At 27.5% G+C, this 20112-nt stretch carries 20 protein-coding genes; 9 read left to right on the top strand and 11 right to left on the bottom strand.

Annotated features, from left to right (window positions below; genetic code table 11):
* Positions 1-592: 592 nt before the first annotated feature.
* The 11 genes from ACZ41D_RS01340 to rpmH all read right to left on the bottom strand — a co-directional run bounded on the left by ACZ41D_RS01340 (position 593) and on the right by rpmH (position 9690).
* Complete coding sequence (locus ACZ41D_RS01340; RefSeq protein ID WP_464152134.1) at positions 593-1468, bottom strand: ParB/RepB/Spo0J family partition protein; 876 nt, start codon at positions 1466-1468, stop codon at positions 593-595.
* Between the two features lie 5 nt (positions 1469-1473).
* The gene (locus ACZ41D_RS01335; RefSeq protein ID WP_464152133.1) at positions 1474-2241 is read right to left on the bottom strand and encodes a ParA family protein; all 768 of its coding nucleotides are present in this window, start codon (positions 2239-2241) and stop codon (positions 1474-1476) included.
* Between the two features lie 230 nt (positions 2242-2471).
* Positions 2472-3275, bottom strand: coding sequence for a nucleoid occlusion protein (noc, locus tag ACZ41D_RS01330; protein WP_464152132.1), 804 nt, complete (start codon positions 3273-3275; stop codon positions 2472-2474).
* 138 nt (positions 3276-3413) lie between these two features.
* Complete coding sequence (rsmG, locus tag ACZ41D_RS01325; protein ID WP_464152131.1) at positions 3414-4130, bottom strand: 16S rRNA (guanine(527)-N(7))-methyltransferase RsmG; 717 nt, start codon at positions 4128-4130, stop codon at positions 3414-3416.
* Positions 4120-6033, bottom strand: a complete 1914-nt coding sequence (mnmG, locus tag ACZ41D_RS01320) for a tRNA uridine-5-carboxymethylaminomethyl(34) synthesis enzyme MnmG (protein ID WP_464152130.1) — start codon at positions 6031-6033, stop codon at positions 4120-4122. Before mnmG ends, rsmG begins: the two co-directional genes overlap by 11 nt.
* Positions 6034-6053: 20 nt before the next feature.
* Complete coding sequence (gene mnmE, locus ACZ41D_RS01315) at positions 6054-7436, bottom strand: tRNA uridine-5-carboxymethylaminomethyl(34) synthesis GTPase MnmE (protein ID WP_464152129.1); 1383 nt, start codon at positions 7434-7436, stop codon at positions 6054-6056.
* Positions 7437-7584: 148 nt separating this feature from the next.
* Positions 7585-8211, bottom strand: a complete 627-nt coding sequence (gene jag, locus ACZ41D_RS01310) for an RNA-binding cell elongation regulator Jag/EloR (protein WP_464152128.1) — start codon at positions 8209-8211, stop codon at positions 7585-7587.
* A 2-nt stretch (positions 8212-8213) separates the two neighbouring features.
* Complete coding sequence (locus ACZ41D_RS01305) at positions 8214-8933, bottom strand: YidC/Oxa1 family membrane protein insertase (RefSeq protein WP_464152127.1); 720 nt, start codon at positions 8931-8933, stop codon at positions 8214-8216.
* A gap of 15 nt (positions 8934-8948) precedes the next feature.
* The gene (gene yidD, locus ACZ41D_RS01300) at positions 8949-9158 is read right to left on the bottom strand and encodes a membrane protein insertion efficiency factor YidD (RefSeq protein ID WP_464152126.1); all 210 of its coding nucleotides are present in this window, start codon (positions 9156-9158) and stop codon (positions 8949-8951) included.
* Position 9159: 1 nt separating this feature from the next.
* On the bottom strand, positions 9160-9504 hold the full coding sequence (gene rnpA / locus ACZ41D_RS01295; RefSeq protein ID WP_464152125.1) for a ribonuclease P protein component: 345 nt from the start codon (positions 9502-9504) through the stop codon (positions 9160-9162).
* Between the two features lie 51 nt (positions 9505-9555).
* Positions 9556-9690: a 50S ribosomal protein L34 gene (gene rpmH / locus ACZ41D_RS01290; RefSeq protein ID WP_464152124.1), complete on the bottom strand. Its 135-nt coding sequence runs from the start codon at positions 9688-9690 to the stop codon at positions 9556-9558.
* Positions 9691-10293: 603 nt separating this feature from the next.
* Between rpmH and dnaA the strand changes: the two genes are divergently transcribed.
* From dnaA to ACZ41D_RS01245, 9 genes are all read left to right on the top strand, one after another.
* A complete protein-coding gene (gene dnaA, locus ACZ41D_RS01285) occupies positions 10294-11631 on the top strand; it encodes a chromosomal replication initiator protein DnaA (RefSeq protein ID WP_464152123.1) in 1338 nt (445 codons plus the stop codon).
* Between the two features lie 245 nt (positions 11632-11876).
* Entirely contained in the window at positions 11877-12983 is a 1107-nt protein-coding gene (dnaN, locus tag ACZ41D_RS01280; RefSeq protein WP_464152122.1) for a DNA polymerase III subunit beta, read from the top strand.
* 60 nt (positions 12984-13043) lie between these two features.
* On the top strand, positions 13044-13256 hold the full coding sequence (locus ACZ41D_RS01275; protein WP_464152121.1) for an RNA-binding S4 domain-containing protein: 213 nt from the start codon (positions 13044-13046) through the stop codon (positions 13254-13256).
* An 87-nt stretch (positions 13257-13343) separates the two neighbouring features.
* Positions 13344-14453 carry a DNA replication/repair protein RecF gene (recF, locus tag ACZ41D_RS01270; protein WP_464152120.1) on the top strand — a complete coding sequence of 370 codons (1110 nt, stop codon included), beginning with the start codon at positions 13344-13346 and terminating at the stop codon, positions 14451-14453.
* Positions 14454-14465: 12 nt separating this feature from the next.
* Positions 14466-14762 carry an extracellular matrix regulator RemB gene (remB, locus tag ACZ41D_RS01265; RefSeq protein WP_464152119.1) on the top strand — a complete coding sequence of 99 codons (297 nt, stop codon included), beginning with the start codon at positions 14466-14468 and terminating at the stop codon, positions 14760-14762.
* A gap of 20 nt (positions 14763-14782) precedes the next feature.
* Positions 14783-16687: a DNA topoisomerase (ATP-hydrolyzing) subunit B gene (gene gyrB, locus ACZ41D_RS01260; protein WP_464152118.1), complete on the top strand. Its 1905-nt coding sequence runs from the start codon at positions 14783-14785 to the stop codon at positions 16685-16687.
* Positions 16688-16726: 39 nt separating this feature from the next.
* Entirely contained in the window at positions 16727-19156 is a 2430-nt protein-coding gene (gyrA, locus tag ACZ41D_RS01255; protein WP_464152117.1) for a DNA gyrase subunit A, read from the top strand.
* Between the two features lie 199 nt (positions 19157-19355).
* Positions 19356-19673, top strand: a complete 318-nt coding sequence (locus tag ACZ41D_RS01250; protein WP_464152116.1) for an STAS domain-containing protein — start codon at positions 19356-19358, stop codon at positions 19671-19673.
* A 7-nt stretch (positions 19674-19680) separates the two neighbouring features.
* Positions 19681-20109 (top strand): ATP-binding protein, encoded by a 429-nt coding sequence (locus tag ACZ41D_RS01245; protein WP_464152115.1) that lies wholly within the window; start codon positions 19681-19683, stop codon positions 20107-20109.
* Positions 20110-20112: the final 3 nt, after the last annotated feature.

Genomic DNA, 20112 nt, shown 5'->3' with positions numbered 1-20112 from the left:
TAATAATTTAACTATCAATATAAAATAACATTGAGGACTGTTAAATTTTTCCTGCTAAAACACTTGAATTATACCCCTTAATTTATATAAATTATATATTCACTAGTATGATATGTCAATAAAATATATTGCAGTCTAAAATATAATAAAATACAAAAACAAATTTAATAAATGTTTATATTTTCTATTTTTTTGCCAAACAATTAACTATATATTAATTCAATTTAAACATTTTTTAATAAAATGTAATGATTTTTGTTATTTTTTCGAAACAAATCAATTATAAAACTAATGTTAACAAATTAATTATACTAAAAGTTATTCTACTCAATTTTTTTGAACAAAGAAATTTCATAATAAAATATAATATTAAATTTTACTAATTTTAGTTTTATATTTCTTTTTTGATATTTATTTCCTTACGTGATTAATTAAAATTAAAAAAGTTAAAAATAATGCATAAATAACTCACTTAAAACTTTATATTTAAAGATATAATAATTAAAATATTGAATTGTTTCACAATATATAATTCCTATAATTTACTTTCAAGTTTTGATCCTAAATAAAAAGTAATGTTTCATGTGAAAAATTACTTTTTATTTAGAATTTCAATTATTTTCTGTAAATCATCATTACTATAATATTCTATTTCAATTATTCCTTTATTTTTCCTTTTTGTTACTTGGACTTTAGTTCCCAATGATTTACTCAATATTTCTTCTATCTCCAACAAAGCAGCGTCTTTAGTTTGTTTAATTTTACTTTTAGTAGTTTTTTTCTTTTTAGATAAAATATCTTTAACAATCTTTTCAGTCTGTCTAACATTTAATCCTCTTTTAATAATCCTTTCAGCCACATCTAATTGTATATTCTTATCTTTAATACTTAAAAGTGCTCTACCATGACCAGGTGAAATTATGCCTTCTTTTATATAATCTATGATTTTTTCATTTAATTTTAATAATCTAATAGTATTAGCAATATAAGTTCTGCTTTTTCCGATAACTTCGGCAATTTTTTCTTGTGTTATATTATACTTATCCATCATATTTTTATAAGCAAAAGCTTCTTCAATTGGATTTAAGTCTTCTCTTTGTATATTTTCAATAAGTGCTACTTCAATTGCAGCATTTTTTTTATAATCTCTTATTAAACAGGGTATCTTCTTTAAACCAATTTCTTTTGAAGCTCTCCACCTTCGTTCACCAGCAACTATTTGATATCCTTTTCCATGTTTTCTTACAATTATAGGTTGAATAATCCCATATTTTTTTATAGATTCTTTAAGTTCATTCAAGGAATCATCATCAAAGTTTGTCCTTGGCTGTTCAGTATTAGGTTCTATCATATAAGTATCTATTTCAATAACATTATCAGAATTAACAAAAACATCATTTTTATCTATAATATCATCATCAGGTATTAAAGCGGATAATCCCTTACCCAGTCCCCTCTTTTTAGTCATTCTCATCATTCCTCCTCGTATTCGATGAATTCTTTAGCAAGCTCTAAATAAGCTTCAGCACCTTTAGATTTAGGATCATAATCAATTATAGATAAACCATGGCTTGGTGCCTCTGCCAATCTAACATTTCTTGGAATAATTGTAGTATATACCTTCCCTCTAAAAAATTTCTTTACTTCATCAACAACCTGAATTGATAAATTAGTTCTTCCATCAAACATACTCAAAACTACTCCTTCGATTTCAAGGAAAGGATTTAAATTTTTTTTAACCAACTTAATCGTATCCATAAGCTGACTAACTCCTTCTAAAGCATAGTACTCACATTGAATAGGAATAATAACACTATCTGCAGCAACTAGTGAATTGATTGTAAGTAATCCTAAAGATGGAGGACAGTCAATAAATATATAATCAAATTTAGGCTTAACATTAGTCAGTATTTTCCTTAATATTATCTCCCTTTCTTCTTTTTTAGTTAATTCAATCTCTGCTCCAGCTAATTCAACATTTGAAGGTACCAAAAATAAGCCACTAATATTTGTTTTTAAAATAATTTTATTTATATCAACATTATTAATCAAAGAATCATATATAGATTCATCAATAGCATTTTTATTAAAACCAAATCCACTAGTCGTATTTCCTTGAGGATCAATATCGATAACTAAAACTTTTTTTCCTAGTTTAGCCAAACAAGCACTTAAATTTACATTAGTAGTCGTTTTACCCACTCCGCCTTTTTGATTAAAAATGGCTATTATTTTAGACATCTATCAGCCCTCCTCCAATATTATTATAATCTATATTTCTTTAATAGTACAAATTATTCCTTCAAAACTAAATATTTTTATGAATCAAAATTGTCAAACAAATTCAAACTTAATATGAAAATACATTTCTTCACTTTAGTTACATTTCACAAGTTCATATCAAAATTTAAATTCAAAAAAACAAAAAAAAGAGGAAATATTTCCTCTTAACTATTATAAATGAAAACAACTTATTTGATATTAGACTTAGGGATTTTAACAACTACTTCAACAAATTCACCCATATCTCTCTGCTCATATTTCGCATTTACCCCACTATCTTTTATAGCATTATAAGCGTTCCTTAATGTATTTAAATATATCTTAAAATTAATAAGACTTTTTATATTTTGCTTTTTTTCTTGTACTTTATCAGCAACTAAATCATTTAACATATCCTTTATAAGTTTTTCTGTCTTTTTAACTGTCAAATCATTTTTAATTATTTTTTCCAAAACAACATGCTGTAATTCTTCATCTGGTAGCTTTAACAAAGCTCTAGCATGTCTTTCGGTAAGATTATTTTCAATAAGAGCTTTTTTTATGTCCTTGGGTAATCTTAATATTCTAAGCTTATTAGCAATTGTTGACTGATTTTTACCTAACTTTTCAGCCAATTGTTGTTGAGTAAATCCATGGTCATTAATCAAATTATAATATCCTTCAGCTTCTTCAATAAAATTCAAATCTTCTCTTTGAAGATTTTCAATAAGTGCAATTACTGCAGAATCTCTGTCTTTAAAATCTACAACTATGGCAGGGATTGAATCTATTTTAGCCATTTCAGTTGCTCTTAATCTTCTTTCACCTGACACTAATTCAAAACTCTCTTCATTTATTTGCCTCACACTAATCGGTTGAATAACCCCATAAGTTTTTATTGATTGACTCAATTCTTCAAGAGCTCTTAAATCAAATTTTTTTCTAGGCTGATAAGGATTAGGTTTTATATTTTTAACTGGTATATACTTTACTTCATTATTAAAGTTTTTCATAATACCATTCCTCTCCCAATGGACTTAGACCTTTTATAACTTGTCCATTAATTAATTTCTCTAAAAAATCTTTTCTTCCTTCTTTAAATATTAATTTTTTTTATTTTCGTACTACAAAAAACACTAAAATAACATACATTATAAAGGTTTCTTTTTAGGTTTACCAGAACTTCTAGGGTATTTTGTAGATGTTTGTCTTATTTTTTTTATAATTATCAACCTATGTTTTATATCAGTATTAGGTATCAAAATATCCAAACTATCAGTTAATACTCCACCCAATATTTTTATAGCATTATTCGCTTGTTTTAACTCATCGTCAGTATTAATACTCTTCATTGCTATAAAATATCCTCCAACTTTTACAAAAGGAAGGCAATACTCACATAAAATATTTAATGGTGCAACTGCTCTAGATACTGATATATCGAATTTTTCCCTATACTCTGACATTTTACCAAATTCCTCAGCTCTCCCATGTACAGCAAACACACTAGTTAATCCTATTTTATCTATTACATCATTCAAAAAAATTATTCTCTTATTTAAGCTATCCAACAAGGTAACGTTAGTTCTAGGATTTATTATTTTTATAGGTAGTCCTGGAAAACCTCCACCTGTACCTATATCAATAATATCAATACCATCTTTTATCAATTCAGTCTTAAATATTGTTGCACTATCTAGAAAATGTTTAATATATATATCTTGATCTTCAGTTATCGAAGTTATATTTACTTTTTTATTCCAGTCTTTAATTAGCTCTTTATATTTTTCAAACATATCAATTTGTTCTTTACTTATTGATAATCCAAGTTTGTGAAGTCCATTAACTAATGTTGAATTATTCTTCATCTACTTCACCTCTATTATATAGACGTCTTTGTTGTTCTAAATAAATTAATAATACATTTATATCCGCTGGCGAAACTCCAGAAATTCTTGAAGCTTGCCCAACAGACTCAGGTTTAATATCATTAAGCTTCTGTCTGGCTTCTAATCTTAAACCTTTTATAGTACTATAATCTAAATCTCTTGATAGTTTTTTTCCTTCAAGTTTTTTAAACTGTTCAATTTGCCTTAATTGTTTTGCAATATATCCTTCATACTTTATATGTGTCTCAACCTGCATTCTAATTTCTCTAGGCAATTCAGTTCTAGCACTGTCAAGTATTTTAGTTTGATCGTATTTAATTTCAGGTCGTTTAATAAGATCATAAATTGTTGTCGGTGTTTTTAAAGGAGCACTATTTAATTTTGTAAGATAATCATTTATTTCTTTATTAGGATTTAATTTTATTTCTTTTAATCTATTTAATTCTTTCTCGATCATTCTTTTTTTCTTTATGACCTTTTCATATCTCTCCTTGCTTGCTAAACCTATTTTATACGATTTTTCAGTTAACCTTAAATCTGCATTATCTTGTCTAAGGATTAACCTATATTCAGCCCTAGAAGTCATCATTCTATAAGGTTCATTTGTTCCCTTGGTAACCAAATCATCTATTAATACACCAATATAGGCTTCTGATCTATCTAAAATAAAAGGTTCTTGTCCCTTTATTTTCAAAGCAGCATTAATACCAGCAATAATTCCTTGGGCAGCAGCTTCTTCATACCCTGAAGAACCATTTATCTGCCCTGCAAAAAACAAATTATCAATTTCTTTATATTCCAATGTTCTTTTAAGTTGAGTTGGATCAATACAATCATATTCTATAGCATAAGCTGGTCTCATAAATTTAACTTTTTCCATACCTTTAACAGTCCTATACATATTTATTTGAACCTCTTCAGGTAATGCAGTTGACATTCCCTGTACATACATTTCCTTAGTATTTAACCCTTCAGGCTCAATAAAAATTTGATGTTTATCCTTATCTGCAAATCGAACTACCTTATCTTCAATAGAAGGACAATACCTTGGTCCAACACCTTCAATCTGACCAGCATACATTGGTGATCTATTAAGGTTATCTCTTATAATTCTATGAGTCTCTGAATTAGTATAAGTAAGATAACAAGGAACTTGTTCTTTATAAAGTCCTTCATTTAAAAATGAAAATGGAACTATTTCTTTATCTCCCTCTTGAATAATCATTTTACTAAAATCAAGGCTATCTCTATGGACTCTAGCAGGAGTACCAGTTTTAAACCTTCTCAATTTAATACCTAATTTTTGTAAAGAATCAGAAAGGTAATTAGCAGGAAATAATCCATTAGGACCTCCTTCAAAATTTAATTCTCCAATATATATCCTTCCTTTTAAATAAGTTCCTGTAGCTAATATAACAGCTTTAGATAAATATTTAGCTCCTGTTCTAGTAATTATTCCTTTTACAGATTGATTTTCAACTAAAATCTCTTGTGCTTCTCCTTGAACTAAATCAAGATTCTTTTCGTTTTCCAAAGTTTTCTTCATCTCAATATGATATTGCTTTTTATCTGCTTGTGCTCTAAGGGAATGAACAGCTGGCCCTTTAGATGTATTCAACATTCTGCTTTGAATAAAAGTTTTATCTATATTTATGCCCATCTCACCACCTAAGGCATCTATTTCTCTGACAAGATGTCCTTTTCCTGTTCCCCCAATATTTGGATTGCAAGGCATAAGTGCTATAGAGTCTAATGTCATAGTAAGAATAAGAGTTTTCATTCCAAGTCTAGCTGCTGCCAAAGCAGCTTCACATCCTGCATGTCCTGCACCTATAACTATCACATCATATTGATCTCTAAAATATCGGATATCCTTTTTCATAATGAATATTTCCTCCCTAATTATTTCCCTATGCAAAAATTCTCAAATATCTTATCTATAATATTTTCTGCTACAGTATCACCAGTAATCTCACCTAAATTACTCCAGCAATTCTTTAAATCTACTTCTATACAATCAATAGGCATCTTCATGTTTAAAGAGTTCAAAGCATCTAAAATATTAGATTTCGCTTTAATTAGCTGATTTTTATGACGAACATTATTAACAATTACATCTTCATTAATTTTAACCTTTCCAATTAAAAACATTTCCTCAATTGCTTTTTCAAGAGTATCTAAGCCTACACCATTAATTATCGATGATTTTATAATTTTTTTATCTGGAAGAAGTTTTTCTAAATCATTAATATTAAATTTATTTGGTAAATCAGTTTTATTGAACAATATTATAGCATTTTTATTCTTAATAATTTTGATTATATTTAAATCATCTTTTGAAATTTCTTTTGAAGCATCAAAAACTGCAATAACTAATTCTGCCTTATCTACAGAATCTTTAGCTTTTTCCACTCCTATTTTTTCAACTAAATCACTTGTTTCTCTTATTCCAGCAGTATCAATTATTTTTAGTGGTATTCCATTAATATTAACATATTCTTCAATTATATCTCTAGTAGTACCAGGTATGTCTGTTACTATAGCTCTATTTTCCCTTAAAATAGCATTCATTAAAGATGATTTACCTACATTTGGTTTACCTAGGATAACTGTTTTTAAACCTTCACGTAATATTTTTCCAGTATCTGCAGTTGAAATCAGTTTTTCTATTCTATTTAATACATTTTTAGCTTTATTAATAAAATCTTCATACTGTAATTCATCAACTTCATCTTCAGGAAAATCTATAGCTGCTTCTATATGTGCAAGCATATTTAATAAAATATCTCTAATTTGATTTACCTCAGAAGATAATCTACCATCTAATTGATTTAAAGAAATATCATAACTTTTATCTGTCTTAGCTCTTATTAAATCCATAACAGCTTCTGCTTGAGCTAAATCTAATCTTCCATTTAAAAATGCCCGTTTTGTAAATTCTCCTGGTTCAGCTAAACGTGCCCCATTTTTTAATACTAACTCTAATATTTTTCTTGAAGGTATAATACCACCATGACAATTAATCTCAACTATATCTTCTCTAGTGTAAGTATGTGGGCCTTTCATATATACAATCAGCACTTCATCAATTTTACTATTATTAGAAGGATCAATTATATAACCATATGTCATTTTTCTTTCTTCAGCAAACTTTAAATTGTTAACTTTTTTACCTTTAAAAATCTTGCTTGCTATATCTATAGCATCACTACCACTTAACCTTATAATCCCAATCCCTGCTTCTCCTGGTGCAGTAGATATGGCAGCTATAGTGTCAATATCCACTATCCCACCTCCAATATATTATAAATATAAAAATACATCTATTTAAATATTATACCAAATAATAAAAAACAAAACACAAACCCAGTAATATTACTGGGTTTTATTAACTGAGTAAACTTTATGAAAATTTTTGATCAAATTTACTCAACTATTTAAGTTCTATTACTACTCTTCTATAAGGTTCATCACCTTCACTATAAGTTTTAACATAAGAACTTTCCTGCAAAGCAGAATGAATTATCCTTCTTTCATATGGATTCATAGGCTCAAGTTTTATAGCTTTTTTTTGATTCTTAACTTTTATAGCCATTTTTTCTGCTAATCGTATAAGTGTCTCTTCTCTTTTTCTTCTATAATCTTCAGTATCAACTATAACCTTTATATGATTTTCCCTACCTTTGTTAACAACCAAATTTAATAAAAATTGTAAAGAATCCAAAGTATTTCCTCTTTTACCTATCAGTATTCCCATATCTGAACTATTGCTTCCTTTAATATTAACATATAAATAATTAGATTTTCTTTTTATAATATTTTCAGCTTTTATATGCATTTTACTAAGAACATCATTTAAAAATTTATCAGCAATTTCAACCGGGTCATTTGTTAAAGTAACTTTAACTCTAGCGTCCTTAGCACCAATAAATCCAAATAAACCTTTACTCGGTTCATCCAAAACCTCCACAGTAACATCATCTTTATCTGCATTCATCTCGTCTAAAGCTAATTTTAAAGCTTCTTCAACCGTCTTAGATGTCTTTATAATAGACTTCATGATTATTTCGTCTCCTCCCTAACTTTGACTAAAGACCTATTCGTTATATATTGTTGAACAATCTGGAAAATATTACCCATAACCCAATATAAAGCTAATCCAGCCGGGAAAGATTTAGAAAACCAAAAAATCATTATCGGAAAAAAGTAATTCATAGTTTTTTGAGTTCTTTGAGCTTGTTCATTTCCAGCATCAGCCTGTTGTACATTCATCATCTTACTCTGTATAAATGTTGTTACAGCAGCAATCAAAGGTAATCCCCACAAAAATGGATCTGCTAATTCTAAATTAGGTATCCATAAAAATACTTTACTTATTTCGTTATATAACACTTCATTTTTAAAAACATATTGTACTGGATCTTGCAAGACTCTAAAAAATGCAATAATTATAGGCATTTGTATAAGGAGAGGTAAACACCCACCAAAAGGATTTACTTTATTTTCTTTATAAAGCTCCATAGTTTTTGCTTGTAAAGTCTGTGGGTCATTCTTGTACTTTTTCTGAAGTTCTGCTAATTTAGGTTGAATTTCTTGTATTTTTTTCATAGAATTCGTTTGTTTTAAAGATAATGGAAGTAGAATAAGCTTAAATATAATTGTTGTAATAATTATTGCTACAGCATATGCAGATATATGCACAGATTCCAGACCAATATTCATAGCAAAATTAAAAATCAATTTCAATAAAGCCCCTAAGGGACGAGCAAAAATATCTATCATTAACTAACCCCCTTATTATTTTAAAGGATCGTATCCTCCGGGATTAAAGGGATTACATCTTAAAATTCGCTTTACACTTAAGAATAAACCCTTTAATAAACCATATTTATCTAAAGCTTGTATACAATATTCTGAACATGTAGGGTAAAATCTACAACTTCTCACTGTAAATCTAGAAATATATTTTTGATAAATCCTTACTAAAAAAATTAGTAATTTTTTCACATTATCCACCTTTTTTCAAACCAGATATTCTTATTAAATGCAATAAAGCACTCTCAATCTCTTTATAACCAACATTCTTAGCATTTACCCTAGCTAGTAATATTATATCATAACCAGTTTTTATATCGTTTTTATTTAATCTATATGCTTCTTTTATTCTCCTTTTAACTTTGTTTCTTACTACACTATTTCCTAACTTTTTACTAATGGAAAAACCTACTCTATTATATGATAAATTATTTTTAATTAAAAATAGCACTAAAAATTTATTACCATACGATTTACCTAAATTGTATACTTTTCTAAAATCTCTATTGTTTTTTAATCTTTCATCTTTTTTAATCATTAAAAAGCCCCTTAATTTCCTATATTGAATAAAAAGGCCACATATGCGGCCTTATGCTGTCAATCTAACTCTGCCCTTTCTTCTACGTCTTTTTAACACTTCTCTCCCAGATTTAGTCATCATTCTTTTACGGAAACCGTGCTCTTTACTTCTTTGTCTTTTTTTTGGTTGATAAGTTCTTTTCACGATAACACACCCCCTTCAGATAGCATGAAAATATATAACAAGTAAAAATTCTCTTTCAAAAAAAGTAGACACTACTATTGATTATAGTTATATTCTAATGTATTGTCAAGAAATTATATGATAATCGTGATTATTAACATTAATAAACAGGTTGTTAATTTTGTGGATATCTTTATATGTTATGTTGATAATTTATATTAAATTTGCTATTATTAAATAAGCATGTGGATTAAATATAAACAATATTAAGATTTATACACAGTTTGTGGATAAATTGTGTATAAGTTGCTAGTTATTTATATATTTTATCTTCCTTTCTTACAAATCAAATAATTAGTTTTTCACATTTATGTGTTATATTAATTCACAATCATGTTAATATGTACAGATAAAAAATAAATTAACAATCAAAACAATGTATTATTAACAGCTTATCCACAATTTTTATCTTATCCCATTTATATAAATTTATTCATTATTATAATTTATTTTTGTGGATAATTCTGTTTATATCAATCATTTTATTTTTAGCTTTAATAAAAAAGGTTATAATTTTACCTAATATTGGATATAATCAAACATTGAATAGGAGGTTTAATAGAGATGGGGCTTAATTTAGAGAATATATGGAATGAATCTCTAAAATTAATAAAAACTGAATTAACTGAAGTAAGCTTTAATACTTGGTTAAAAACTATAGAACCACTTTCGTTAACAGATAATATTATTCTTTTAGGAGTACCTAATGAATTTACTAAAGGTATTCTTGAAGCTAGATATCAAACACTAATAAAAAATGCTTTAAAGCAAGTAACAAATATAGATTTTGAAATAAAATTTCTAATACCTGGAGAAGAAATAAATAACTATTTTGGACAAACTACACAAACCTCAATAATAGAAAACAACTCCCCAAGAGCTCAACTTAATCCAAAATATACATTTGATACATTTGTAATAGGAAATAGCAATAGATTTGCTCATGCAGCCTCTCTAGCAGTTGCAGAAGCTCCTGCTAAAGCGTATAATCCTTTATTCATATATGGAGGTGTTGGACTAGGTAAAACACATCTAATGCACGCTATTGGACATTACATATTAAATCAAAATCCAAAAGCAAGCGTTGTTTATGTTTCTTCGGAAAAATTCACAAATGAATTGATTAATTCAATAAGAGATGATAGAAATGTAGAATTTAGAAACAAATACAGAAATGTAGATGTACTTTTAGTAGATGATATACAATTTATAGCTGGAAAAGAAAGAACGCAAGAAGAATTTTTCCATACTTTTAATGCTCTTCATGAAGCAAATAAACAAATAATAATATCTAGTGATAGACCACCAAAAGAAATTCCTACTCTAGAGGATAGACTAAGGTCTAGATTCGAGTGGGGACTTATAGCAGATATACAACCTCCTGATTTAGAAACAAGAATTGCTATACTAAGAAAGAAAGCTAAAGTTGAAAATATTGATGTATCAAATGATGTAATGCTCTACATTGCTACTAAAATACAATCAAACATAAGAGAACTAGAAGGAGCTCTAATCAGGATAGTAGCTTATTCATCTCTAACCAATAAAAAAGTCACAGTAGATTTAGCTACAGAAGCACTAAAAGATATAATATCGAATACAAAACCTAGAGAAATAACTCCTGAACTCATTAAAGAAATTGTTGCAAAGAATTTTAATATTAAAATTGAAGATTTTAATTCCAAAAAAAGGTCTAGATCAATTTCGTATCCTCGCCAAATAGCCATGTACTTGTGTAGAGAACTTACTGATTTATCTCTTCCTAAGATTGGTGACGAGTTTGGTGGCAGAGACCACACAACAGTTATACATGCATATGACAAAATATCATCTGATATAAAAAATAATAATGAAATCAATATAAAAATCCAAAACCTAATTAAAGAAATAAAAGGAAATTAATCTACAATTATATGTTAATATATATGTTAATATTTTGTTAATAAGTTATAATAAATAAAAAATTTATAAAAATCTCTTAATATGTGTATAACTAGTGTAGGGTTTTAAACATTTTATTAACATGTTTTTTTCTTTAAATTTCAACTTTGAAATTACTTATCCACATATTAACAACAACTATTACTATTACTACTAATGTTTAGTATTATTATTATAATTTTTATCAAAAAGGAGGTTATCCACAGTTGAAAATAAATATATCACAAGAAGAGCTATCAAAATGTGTTAATATAGTTCAAAAAGGAATAACAAATAAAACAACACTTCCAATACTTAGCGGTATTCTTTTAGAAGCTTATAATGGTAAACTAAATCTAACAGGAACAGATTTGGAAATTGGAATAAAAGTATCTGTTGATTGTGAAGTTATTGATGAAGGTGAAATTGTTATATCATCAAAAATATTTGGCGATATAATAAGAAAACTTCCAAATTTACCAATAATTATAGAAAGTAAACAAAATAATAATATTGACATAAGGTGCGGAAATTCAAGATTTAGTTTAATTGGACAACCAGCTTTAGAATACCCAGATCTTCCTAAGATAGATAACGAAGTAAATTTTAAAATTCCAAAAGATTTATTAAAAACTATGATAAGGCAAACTATTTTTGCTACCGCACAAGATGAAACAAGACCAATATTAACAGGATGTTTACTTGAGGTTAATCATAATAAAGCAGCATTAGTTGCATTGGACGGATATAGGCTTACATTAAAAAATATAAATGTTGATTGTGATAGTGATATTAAAGTAGTTATACCGGGTAAAACTTTAAATGATTTATATAAAATTTTAGATGATGAGGATTCTTTAGTTACTGTTTCTGTCGCAAAAAGTCACATAATTTTTGATTTAGATAATTCAATTATTGTATCTAGATTACTAGAAGGTCAATTTCTTAATTATAAAGATATTATTAGAAATGAATATAAATCTAAAGTTAAGGTTAAAACTAAGGATATACGAGAAAGCATTGAAAGGGCTTCATTATTAGCAAGAGAAGGAAAAAACAATTTAATTAAACTTGATATAACTGACGAAAATATGATAATAACTTCAAATTCTGAAATTGGAAATGTACATGAAGAAATACCAATAGAATTAGAAGGAAACGACATAAAAATTGCATTTAACTCTAAATATATTTTAGAAGGCATAAGAGTAATAGATACTGAAGAAATAATGATGCATTTTATAAGTAATGTAAACCCATGTATTATAAATCCGTACGGTGATAATACATATACTTATCTAGTATTACCTGTAAGATTAGCAGCTGAAGATTAAATCTTGAGGGCACCTAAAATAATATGTAGGTGCCTTACTAATTGTTAAGGAGATGATTAAATGTTGAGTGAAATAAAAATAAAAACTGAATATATAAAACTAGATCAATTACTTAAATATATTGGTATATCTCAAACTGGAGGAGAAAGTAAGATATATATAAAAAAAGGAATGGTAAAAGTTAATGGAAAAATAACTTATGAGAGAGGCAAAAAAATAAAGAGTGGGGATAAGATTTATATAGAAGGTAAAGGTAGTTATTTAGTTAAATAAATATATTTATTGATAATGATAAAATGATATAATAAATAATAAATAGGATATGGTTATAAAACTTCTGAAATAGAAGGAGTGCTATTAGTGCATGTAAAGAATGTTAAGCTAATAAATTTTAGAAATTATAAAGTACTTAATTTAGATTTAAATGATAATATAAATATTTTTTTTGGAGATAATGCTCAGGGAAAAACAAATCTTTTAGAAGCTATTTATATCTGTTCAAATGGAAAATCTTATAGGACAAGTAATGATAAAGATTTGATTAATATAGGTAAAAATAAAGCATATATTGGTATTCAATTTAGAAAAGGATCTTTTAATAAACTTATAGAGATAAAGTACGACAAAGAGAATTCAAAAAAAGCAAGATTAAATAAAATACAATTAAATAGAATATCAGAATTAGTTGGGGAACTAAAAACAGTGATTTTTTCACCAGAAGATTTAAAACTTATTAAAGAAGGTCCTAGTCAAAGAAGAAATTTTTTAGATACTGAGATAAGCCAAATAAAGCCTAGATATAGATATAATATTAGTAAGTATCATAGGGTTTTATATCAAAGAAATAATATGTTAAAGAATTTTAAGTTTAAAAAGAGCAATAGTAATATGATAGATGTATGGGATGAACAGTTATCAGATTATGGTTCACAAATTATTGAAGATAGAATAAATTTTTTAAATAATTTGTTAGAAATATCCAAAGATATACATAGCAAAATTACCGGATATAAAGAAGAATTAAGCATAAAATATGTATCTTTTGAAAACTTTAAAGAAATAAGCAAAAGTTTTTTGAGAAAAAGTTTATATAAAAAGCTTAAAGAAAACTTGAAAAGAGATATAGATAAAGGAATAACAGAAATTGGTCCTCATAGGGACGATATGTATGTATATATAAATGGAATAAATTGTAGATCTTTTGGCTCCCAAGGCCAACAGAGAACAGCAGCTTTATCATTAAAACTTGCAGAGGTTGAACTTATAAAATCAATTACTGGAGAATATCCAGTTTTACTTTTAGATGATGTCCTATCTGAACTTGATCCAAATAGAAGAAAATATCTTGTATCTACATTTAAAAATATGCAAACTATAATAACTTCTACAGATAATATAGATATTGAAGGTTTAGATTCTAAAAATAAGAGTGTTTTTTATATAAAAGAAGGAAATGTACTAAAAAAATAAGGAGGCAAAGAGATGTTTTTACATTTAGGCAATGATATTATTATTCCATTAAAAGATATTATAGCAATAATAGATAAAAAAACTGCGTTTGAATCTAAAGATACTATTAATTTTTTCCATACAGCAGAGGAAGAAGGATTTATTAAAAATATAGTAGATGGTGATATTAAATCTTATATAGTAACTGAAAAACTTATTAATCAGAAAAAAGAAAAGAAAAAGGTTAGAAAAAGTATAATATATAGCTCAAATATATCATCTGGCACTTTATTTAAGAGGGCTGGACTAATAAACGAAAATGAATTATAAAAGGAATTGAGGTGTATTAAATGGTTGCAAACAAAAGAAACTATGGCGCAGAACAAATACAAGTGTTAGAAGGATTAGAACCTGTTAGAAAGAGACCAGGAATGTACATAGGAAGTACTGGTACAAAAGGATTACATCATCTTGTTTATGAAGTTGTAGATAATAGTATAGATGAAGCTCTTGCAGGTGTATGTGATAGGATATACGTATCTATGAATGAAGATGGATCTGTAACAGTTATCGATAATGGTAGTGGTATACCAGTAGAAATACACCCAAAAACAGGAAAATCTACTGTTGAAACGGTTTTAACGGTACTTCATGCAGGAGGTAAATTTGATAATAGTGCATATAAAGTTTCTGGTGGATTACATGGTGTTGGTGTTTCAGTAGTAAATGCATTATCTGAAAGACTTGAAGTTAAAATAAAGAGAAATGGGAAAGAATATAAACAAGTATATGAAAGAGGAAAACCAAAAACGAGTTTAGAAGTTATAGGAGAAGCTGAAGATACTGGTACATCAATAACATTTAAACCTGATAAACAAATATTCGATGAAGTTGATTTTAAATTTGAAGTACTTGAACATAGATTAAGAGAATTGGCTTTTTTAAACAAAGGTGTAAGAATAATTTTAGAAGATAAAATAGGTGGTAAAAAAAGAGATTTTCACTATGAAGGTGGAATTAAGGCATTTGTAAAACATTTAAACAGAAATAGAAATCCTATACAGAAAGATATTATTTATTTTGAAGTTGAAAAAGACAATCATATAGTAGAATTGTCTATGCAATATACTGACAGTTATAGTGAAAACATATTTACTTTTGCTAATAACATAAATACTCAAGAAGGTGGTACTCATTTAAGTGGATTAAAATCAGCATTAACTAGAGTTGTAAATGATTATTGTAGAAAAAATAATATATTAAAAGAAAAGGATGAAAATCTCACAGGTGAGGATATAAGAGAAGGGTTAACAGCAGTTCTTTCTGTTAAACTTTCAAATCCTCAATTTGAAGGCCAGACAAAGACTAAATTAGGCAATAGTGAAACTAGGGGTATAGTAGATAATGTCGTTTCTGAATATATATCCAGATACCTAGAAGAAAATCCAAAAGAAGCTAGGATTATAATAGATAAAGCTATTAGAGCTTCAAGAGCAAGAGAAGCTGCGAGAAAAGCTAGAGAGCTAACTAGAAGAAAAAATGCTTTAGATAGTATGACTTTACCTGGAAAACTAGCTGATTGTGCAGAACAAGATGCTTCAAAAACTGAGGTTTTTTTAGTAGAGGGTGATTCAGCAGGTGGTTCTGCTAAACAAGGAAGGGATAGAAATATACAAGCTATTTTACCATTAAGAGGTAAAATAATGAACGTAGAGAAAGCTAGACTTGATAGAATTTTAAACTATGAAGAGATAAAAGCTATGATAACCGCTTTTGGTTGTGGCATAGGTGACGAATTTGATGAAAAGAAATTAAGATACGGAAAAATAGTAATTATGACAGATGCTGATGTGGACGGTGCTCATATTAGAACTCTACTTTTAACATTCTTTTATAGATACATGAAGCCTCTAATTGAAAAAGGACATGTATATATAGCTCAACCTCCTCTTTATAAAATAAAAAAAGGAAAGTCAGAATACTATGCTTATAGCGATAAAGAACTTGATGATATTTTAAACGAAATAGGCAGAAGTGGATATTCAATCCAAAGATATAAAGGTCTTGGAGAGATGAATCCTGAACAATTATGGGAAACAACTATGGACCCAGAAAAAAGAATACTATTTCAAGTTACAGTCGAAAATGCAATGGCAGCAGACGAAATATTTACTACGCTTATGGGAGATAAAGTTGCTCCAAGGAGAAATTTTATTCAAGAAAATGCTAAGTATGTAAAAAATCTAGACATATAATTATAAAGTTTGAACAACTAGTCGGTAAGGAGGAAAAAGATGAATAACGAAGAACGTAGAATTAAGCCAATAGATATAGAAGATGAAATGAAAAAATCATATCTTGACTATGCTATGAGTGTAATAATTAGTAGAGCTTTACCAGATGTTAGAGATGGCTTAAAGCCTGTTCACAGAAGAATTTTATATGCGATGAACGAATTAAATCTTACACCAGATAAACCACACAGAAAATCTGCTCGTATAGTAGGTGATGTATTAGGTAAATATCATCCTCACGGTGATAGTGCAGTATATGATGCAATGGTAAGAATGGCTCAAGATTTTTCTACTAGATATCTTTTAGTAGATGGACATGGAAACTTTGGATCTATCGATGGTGACGGAGCTGCAGCAATGCGTTATACTGAAGCGAGAATGTCTAAGATTGCAACTGAAATGCTTAGAGATATTGATAAAGATACGGTTGATTATAGACCAAATTTTGATGAAACATTAAAAGAACCTAAGGTATTGCCAAGTAGATTTCCTAACCTATTAGTTAATGGTTCTTCAGGAATAGCTGTAGGAATGGCTACTTCAATACCTCCACATAATTTAGGTGAAGTAATAGATGGAATAATAAAAATGATAGATAATCCTGAAATAACTGTTGATGATTTAATAGAAGAAATAAAAGGCCCAGATTTTCCTACTGGGGCTATTATAATGGGAACTGATGCGATAAAATCAGCATATAGAACAGGAAAAGGAAAAATTATAGTTCGAGCAAAAACAGAAATAGAACAGACGGATAAGGGAAAAAGCAGGATAATAGTTAAAGAAATACCATATCAAGTTAATAAAGCAAGGCTTATTGAGAAAATTGCTGAACTTGTAAAGAACAAAAAAATTGAAGGAATATCTGGGTTAAGGGATGAATCTGATAGAAATGGTATGAGAATAGTAATAGAATTAAAAAGGGATTCAAATCCTAATGTTGTGTTAAATAATTTGTTTAAACATACTCAACTTCAGGATACTTTTAGTATAATAATGATTGCATTAGTTAATGATACACCTAAAGTTCTAAATTTAAAACAAATAATAAGATATTATTTGGATCATCAAAAAGAAGTTATAACTAGAAGAACTACATATGATTTAAATAAAGCAGAAGAAAAAGCGCATATATTAGAAGGTTTAAAAATAGCATTGGATAATATAGACGCTGTAATTAAATTAATAAGAAGTTCTAGGAATGCAAAAGAAGCAAAAGATGGATTAATGGAAAATTTTGCTTTATCTGAAAAACAAGCTCAAGCAATACTTGATATGAGATTACAGAAGCTTACTGGTTTAGAAAGGGAAAAGATTGAACAAGAATATGAAGAATTGATAAAATTGATAAATAAATATAGAGAAATACTTGCAAATGAAAGATTAATATACAAGATCATTAGAGATGAATTATTAGAAATAAAAGAAAAATATAATGATGAAAGAAAAACTCAGATAGTACCTTCAGTAGATGAAATAAATATTGAAGATATGATAGAAGAACAAAATGTAGTTATTACTTTAACTCATTACGGATATATAAAGCGAATACCTGAGAACACATATAAGATACAAAATAGAGGTGGCAAGGGGGTTACTGGGCTTACAACTAGGGATAATGATTTTGTTGAAAGCTTGTTTATTACCTCTACTCACGATACTCTTTTATTTTTTACCAGTTTAGGAAAGGTATATAGCTTAAAAACCTATGAAATACCTGAAGCAAAGAGACAAGCAAAAGGTACAGCTATAATTAATCTTCTTGAACTAAATTCAAATGAAAAAATAACTGCAGTAATACCTATAAAAGAATATGTACCTCATTATAACTTAGTTTTAGTGACTAAAAATGGTATAATAAAAAAAACAAAGCTTGATCAATTTAAGTCTATAAGAAAAAGTGGTCTTATTGCAATAAAGCTAAAAGAAAATGATGAATTAATAGGTGTTAAACTTACTAAAGGAGAATCAGAGCTAATATTAGTTACACAAAAAGGAATGGCAATAAGATTTAATGAAAAAGATGTAAGAGATATGGGAAGAAATGCAATGGGTGTAAAAGCTATTAATTTAGATAATGATGATATTCTAGTAAGTATGAATCTTGTGGAAGAAGGGAAAGATTTACTTGTTATTAGTGAATTTGGATATGGTAAAAGAACTCCTATCGATGAATATAGGGTTCAATCAAGAGCAGGCAAGGGTATAAAAACTTACAATATAAAAGATAGGACAGGTAAAGTAGTTGGAGCAAAAGTAGTTAATGATGATGATGAGATTATGATAATTAGCTTATCTGGTATTATTATTAGATTAAGGGTTTCTGGAATATCAGAAATGGGAAGAAATACCCAAGGTGTAACTCTTATGAAGATGGTAGAACAAGATAAAGTTGTAGCATTAGCTAAAGTTATACCGGAAGAAGTATAGAATATAGCAATAAAAAATCCCTTTTTTAGGGATTTTTTTGTTATTAAATTTTGAGCCTTTTATGCCTGTAGTAATTATGTAATTTTTTAATTTTATATATTTTTGATTATTATTTTGAAGGATTTGCATTTTTTTTATTGAAATATATAAACAATAGTAGTAAAGTGTATGTAAAATACAAGGGAATAGGAGGATGATTATGGCTTTAGAAGTAATTAAAAGTTTTAGTGAGGATAATTCTAGCTGGATTATAAGGCCAATAGGCGAAGTAGATATATATAGTTCTCCTCAATTTAAAAAAATTCTAAATGATATTGTTGATGAGAAAATGGCAGACATTATTATAAATGGAGAGGATTTAGATTATATAGATAGTACTGGATTAGGTGTACTGATTGGAATTTTAAAAAAAGTTAAGCAAAACGAGAAAAATGTCATCATTGAAAAAATTAAACCTAACATCATGAAACTTTTTGATATAACTGGTTTAAACAAGGTATTTATTATTAAGGAGTGATATTAAGGTGTCTAATAGTAATATTCAAGATAATAAAATTGATCGTATATATCTTACTATACCAGATAAGCCTGAATATGTAAGTGTTGTAAGACTTACTGCTTCAGCGGTAGCAAATAGAATAGGTTTTAATGTTGAAGATATTGAGGATATAAAGGTTGCTATAGCTGAAGCGTGTACTTGTGTTTTAAAAAATGATATGGGAGTTAATAATTTAGATATTGAATTTAGTATTTATAATGATAGGTTAGAAATGAAAGTAAAAAATTCTTCAATTTCATCTGAAAATCAAAAATCTTTTGAAATTAACTCTGAGAAATCTAAAGAAAAAGAACTGGGATTATTTATTATTAAATCTCTTATGGATGAAGTTGAAATAATAATTAATAACGAAAGACAAAAAGAAATCAAAATGATAAAAAATAATAGAGGATGATTC

It is taken from the genome of Brassicibacter thermophilus (assembly GCF_055378355.1).
Note: the sequence above shows the minus strand (reverse complement) of the source record. Positions and strands in the feature narration are given on the sequence as shown.

Coding starts and splice junctions, on each gene's coding strand:
- ACZ41D_RS01250 (WP_464152116.1), top strand. CDS start 19,356: ATGGCTTTAGAAGTAATTAAAAGTTTTAGTGAGGATAATTCTAGCTGG.
- noc (WP_464152132.1), bottom strand. CDS start 3,275: ATGAAAAACTTTAATAATGAAGTAAAGTATATACCAGTTAAAAATATA.
- ACZ41D_RS01275 (WP_464152121.1), top strand. CDS start 13,044: ATGTTGAGTGAAATAAAAATAAAAACTGAATATATAAAACTAGATCAA.
- ACZ41D_RS01335 (WP_464152133.1), bottom strand. CDS start 2,241: ATGTCTAAAATAATAGCCATTTTTAATCAAAAAGGCGGAGTGGGTAAA.
- rnpA (WP_464152125.1), bottom strand. CDS start 9,504: ATGATTAAAAAAGATGAAAGATTAAAAAACAATAGAGATTTTAGAAAA.
- ACZ41D_RS01340 (WP_464152134.1), bottom strand. CDS start 1,468: ATGACTAAAAAGAGGGGACTGGGTAAGGGATTATCCGCTTTAATACCT.
- rsmG (WP_464152131.1), bottom strand. CDS start 4,130: ATGAAGAATAATTCAACATTAGTTAATGGACTTCACAAACTTGGATTA.
- ACZ41D_RS01305 (WP_464152127.1), bottom strand. CDS start 8,933: ATGATAGATATTTTTGCTCGTCCCTTAGGGGCTTTATTGAAATTGATT.
- mnmG (WP_464152130.1), bottom strand. CDS start 6,033: ATGAAAAAGGATATCCGATATTTTAGAGATCAATATGATGTGATAGTT.
- dnaA (WP_464152123.1), top strand. CDS start 10,294: ATGGGGCTTAATTTAGAGAATATATGGAATGAATCTCTAAAATTAATA.
- remB (WP_464152119.1), top strand. CDS start 14,466: ATGTTTTTACATTTAGGCAATGATATTATTATTCCATTAAAAGATATT.
- jag (WP_464152128.1), bottom strand. CDS start 8,211: ATGAAGTCTATTATAAAGACATCTAAGACGGTTGAAGAAGCTTTAAAA.
- gyrA (WP_464152117.1), top strand. CDS start 16,727: ATGAATAACGAAGAACGTAGAATTAAGCCAATAGATATAGAAGATGAA.
- gyrB (WP_464152118.1), top strand. CDS start 14,783: ATGGTTGCAAACAAAAGAAACTATGGCGCAGAACAAATACAAGTGTTA.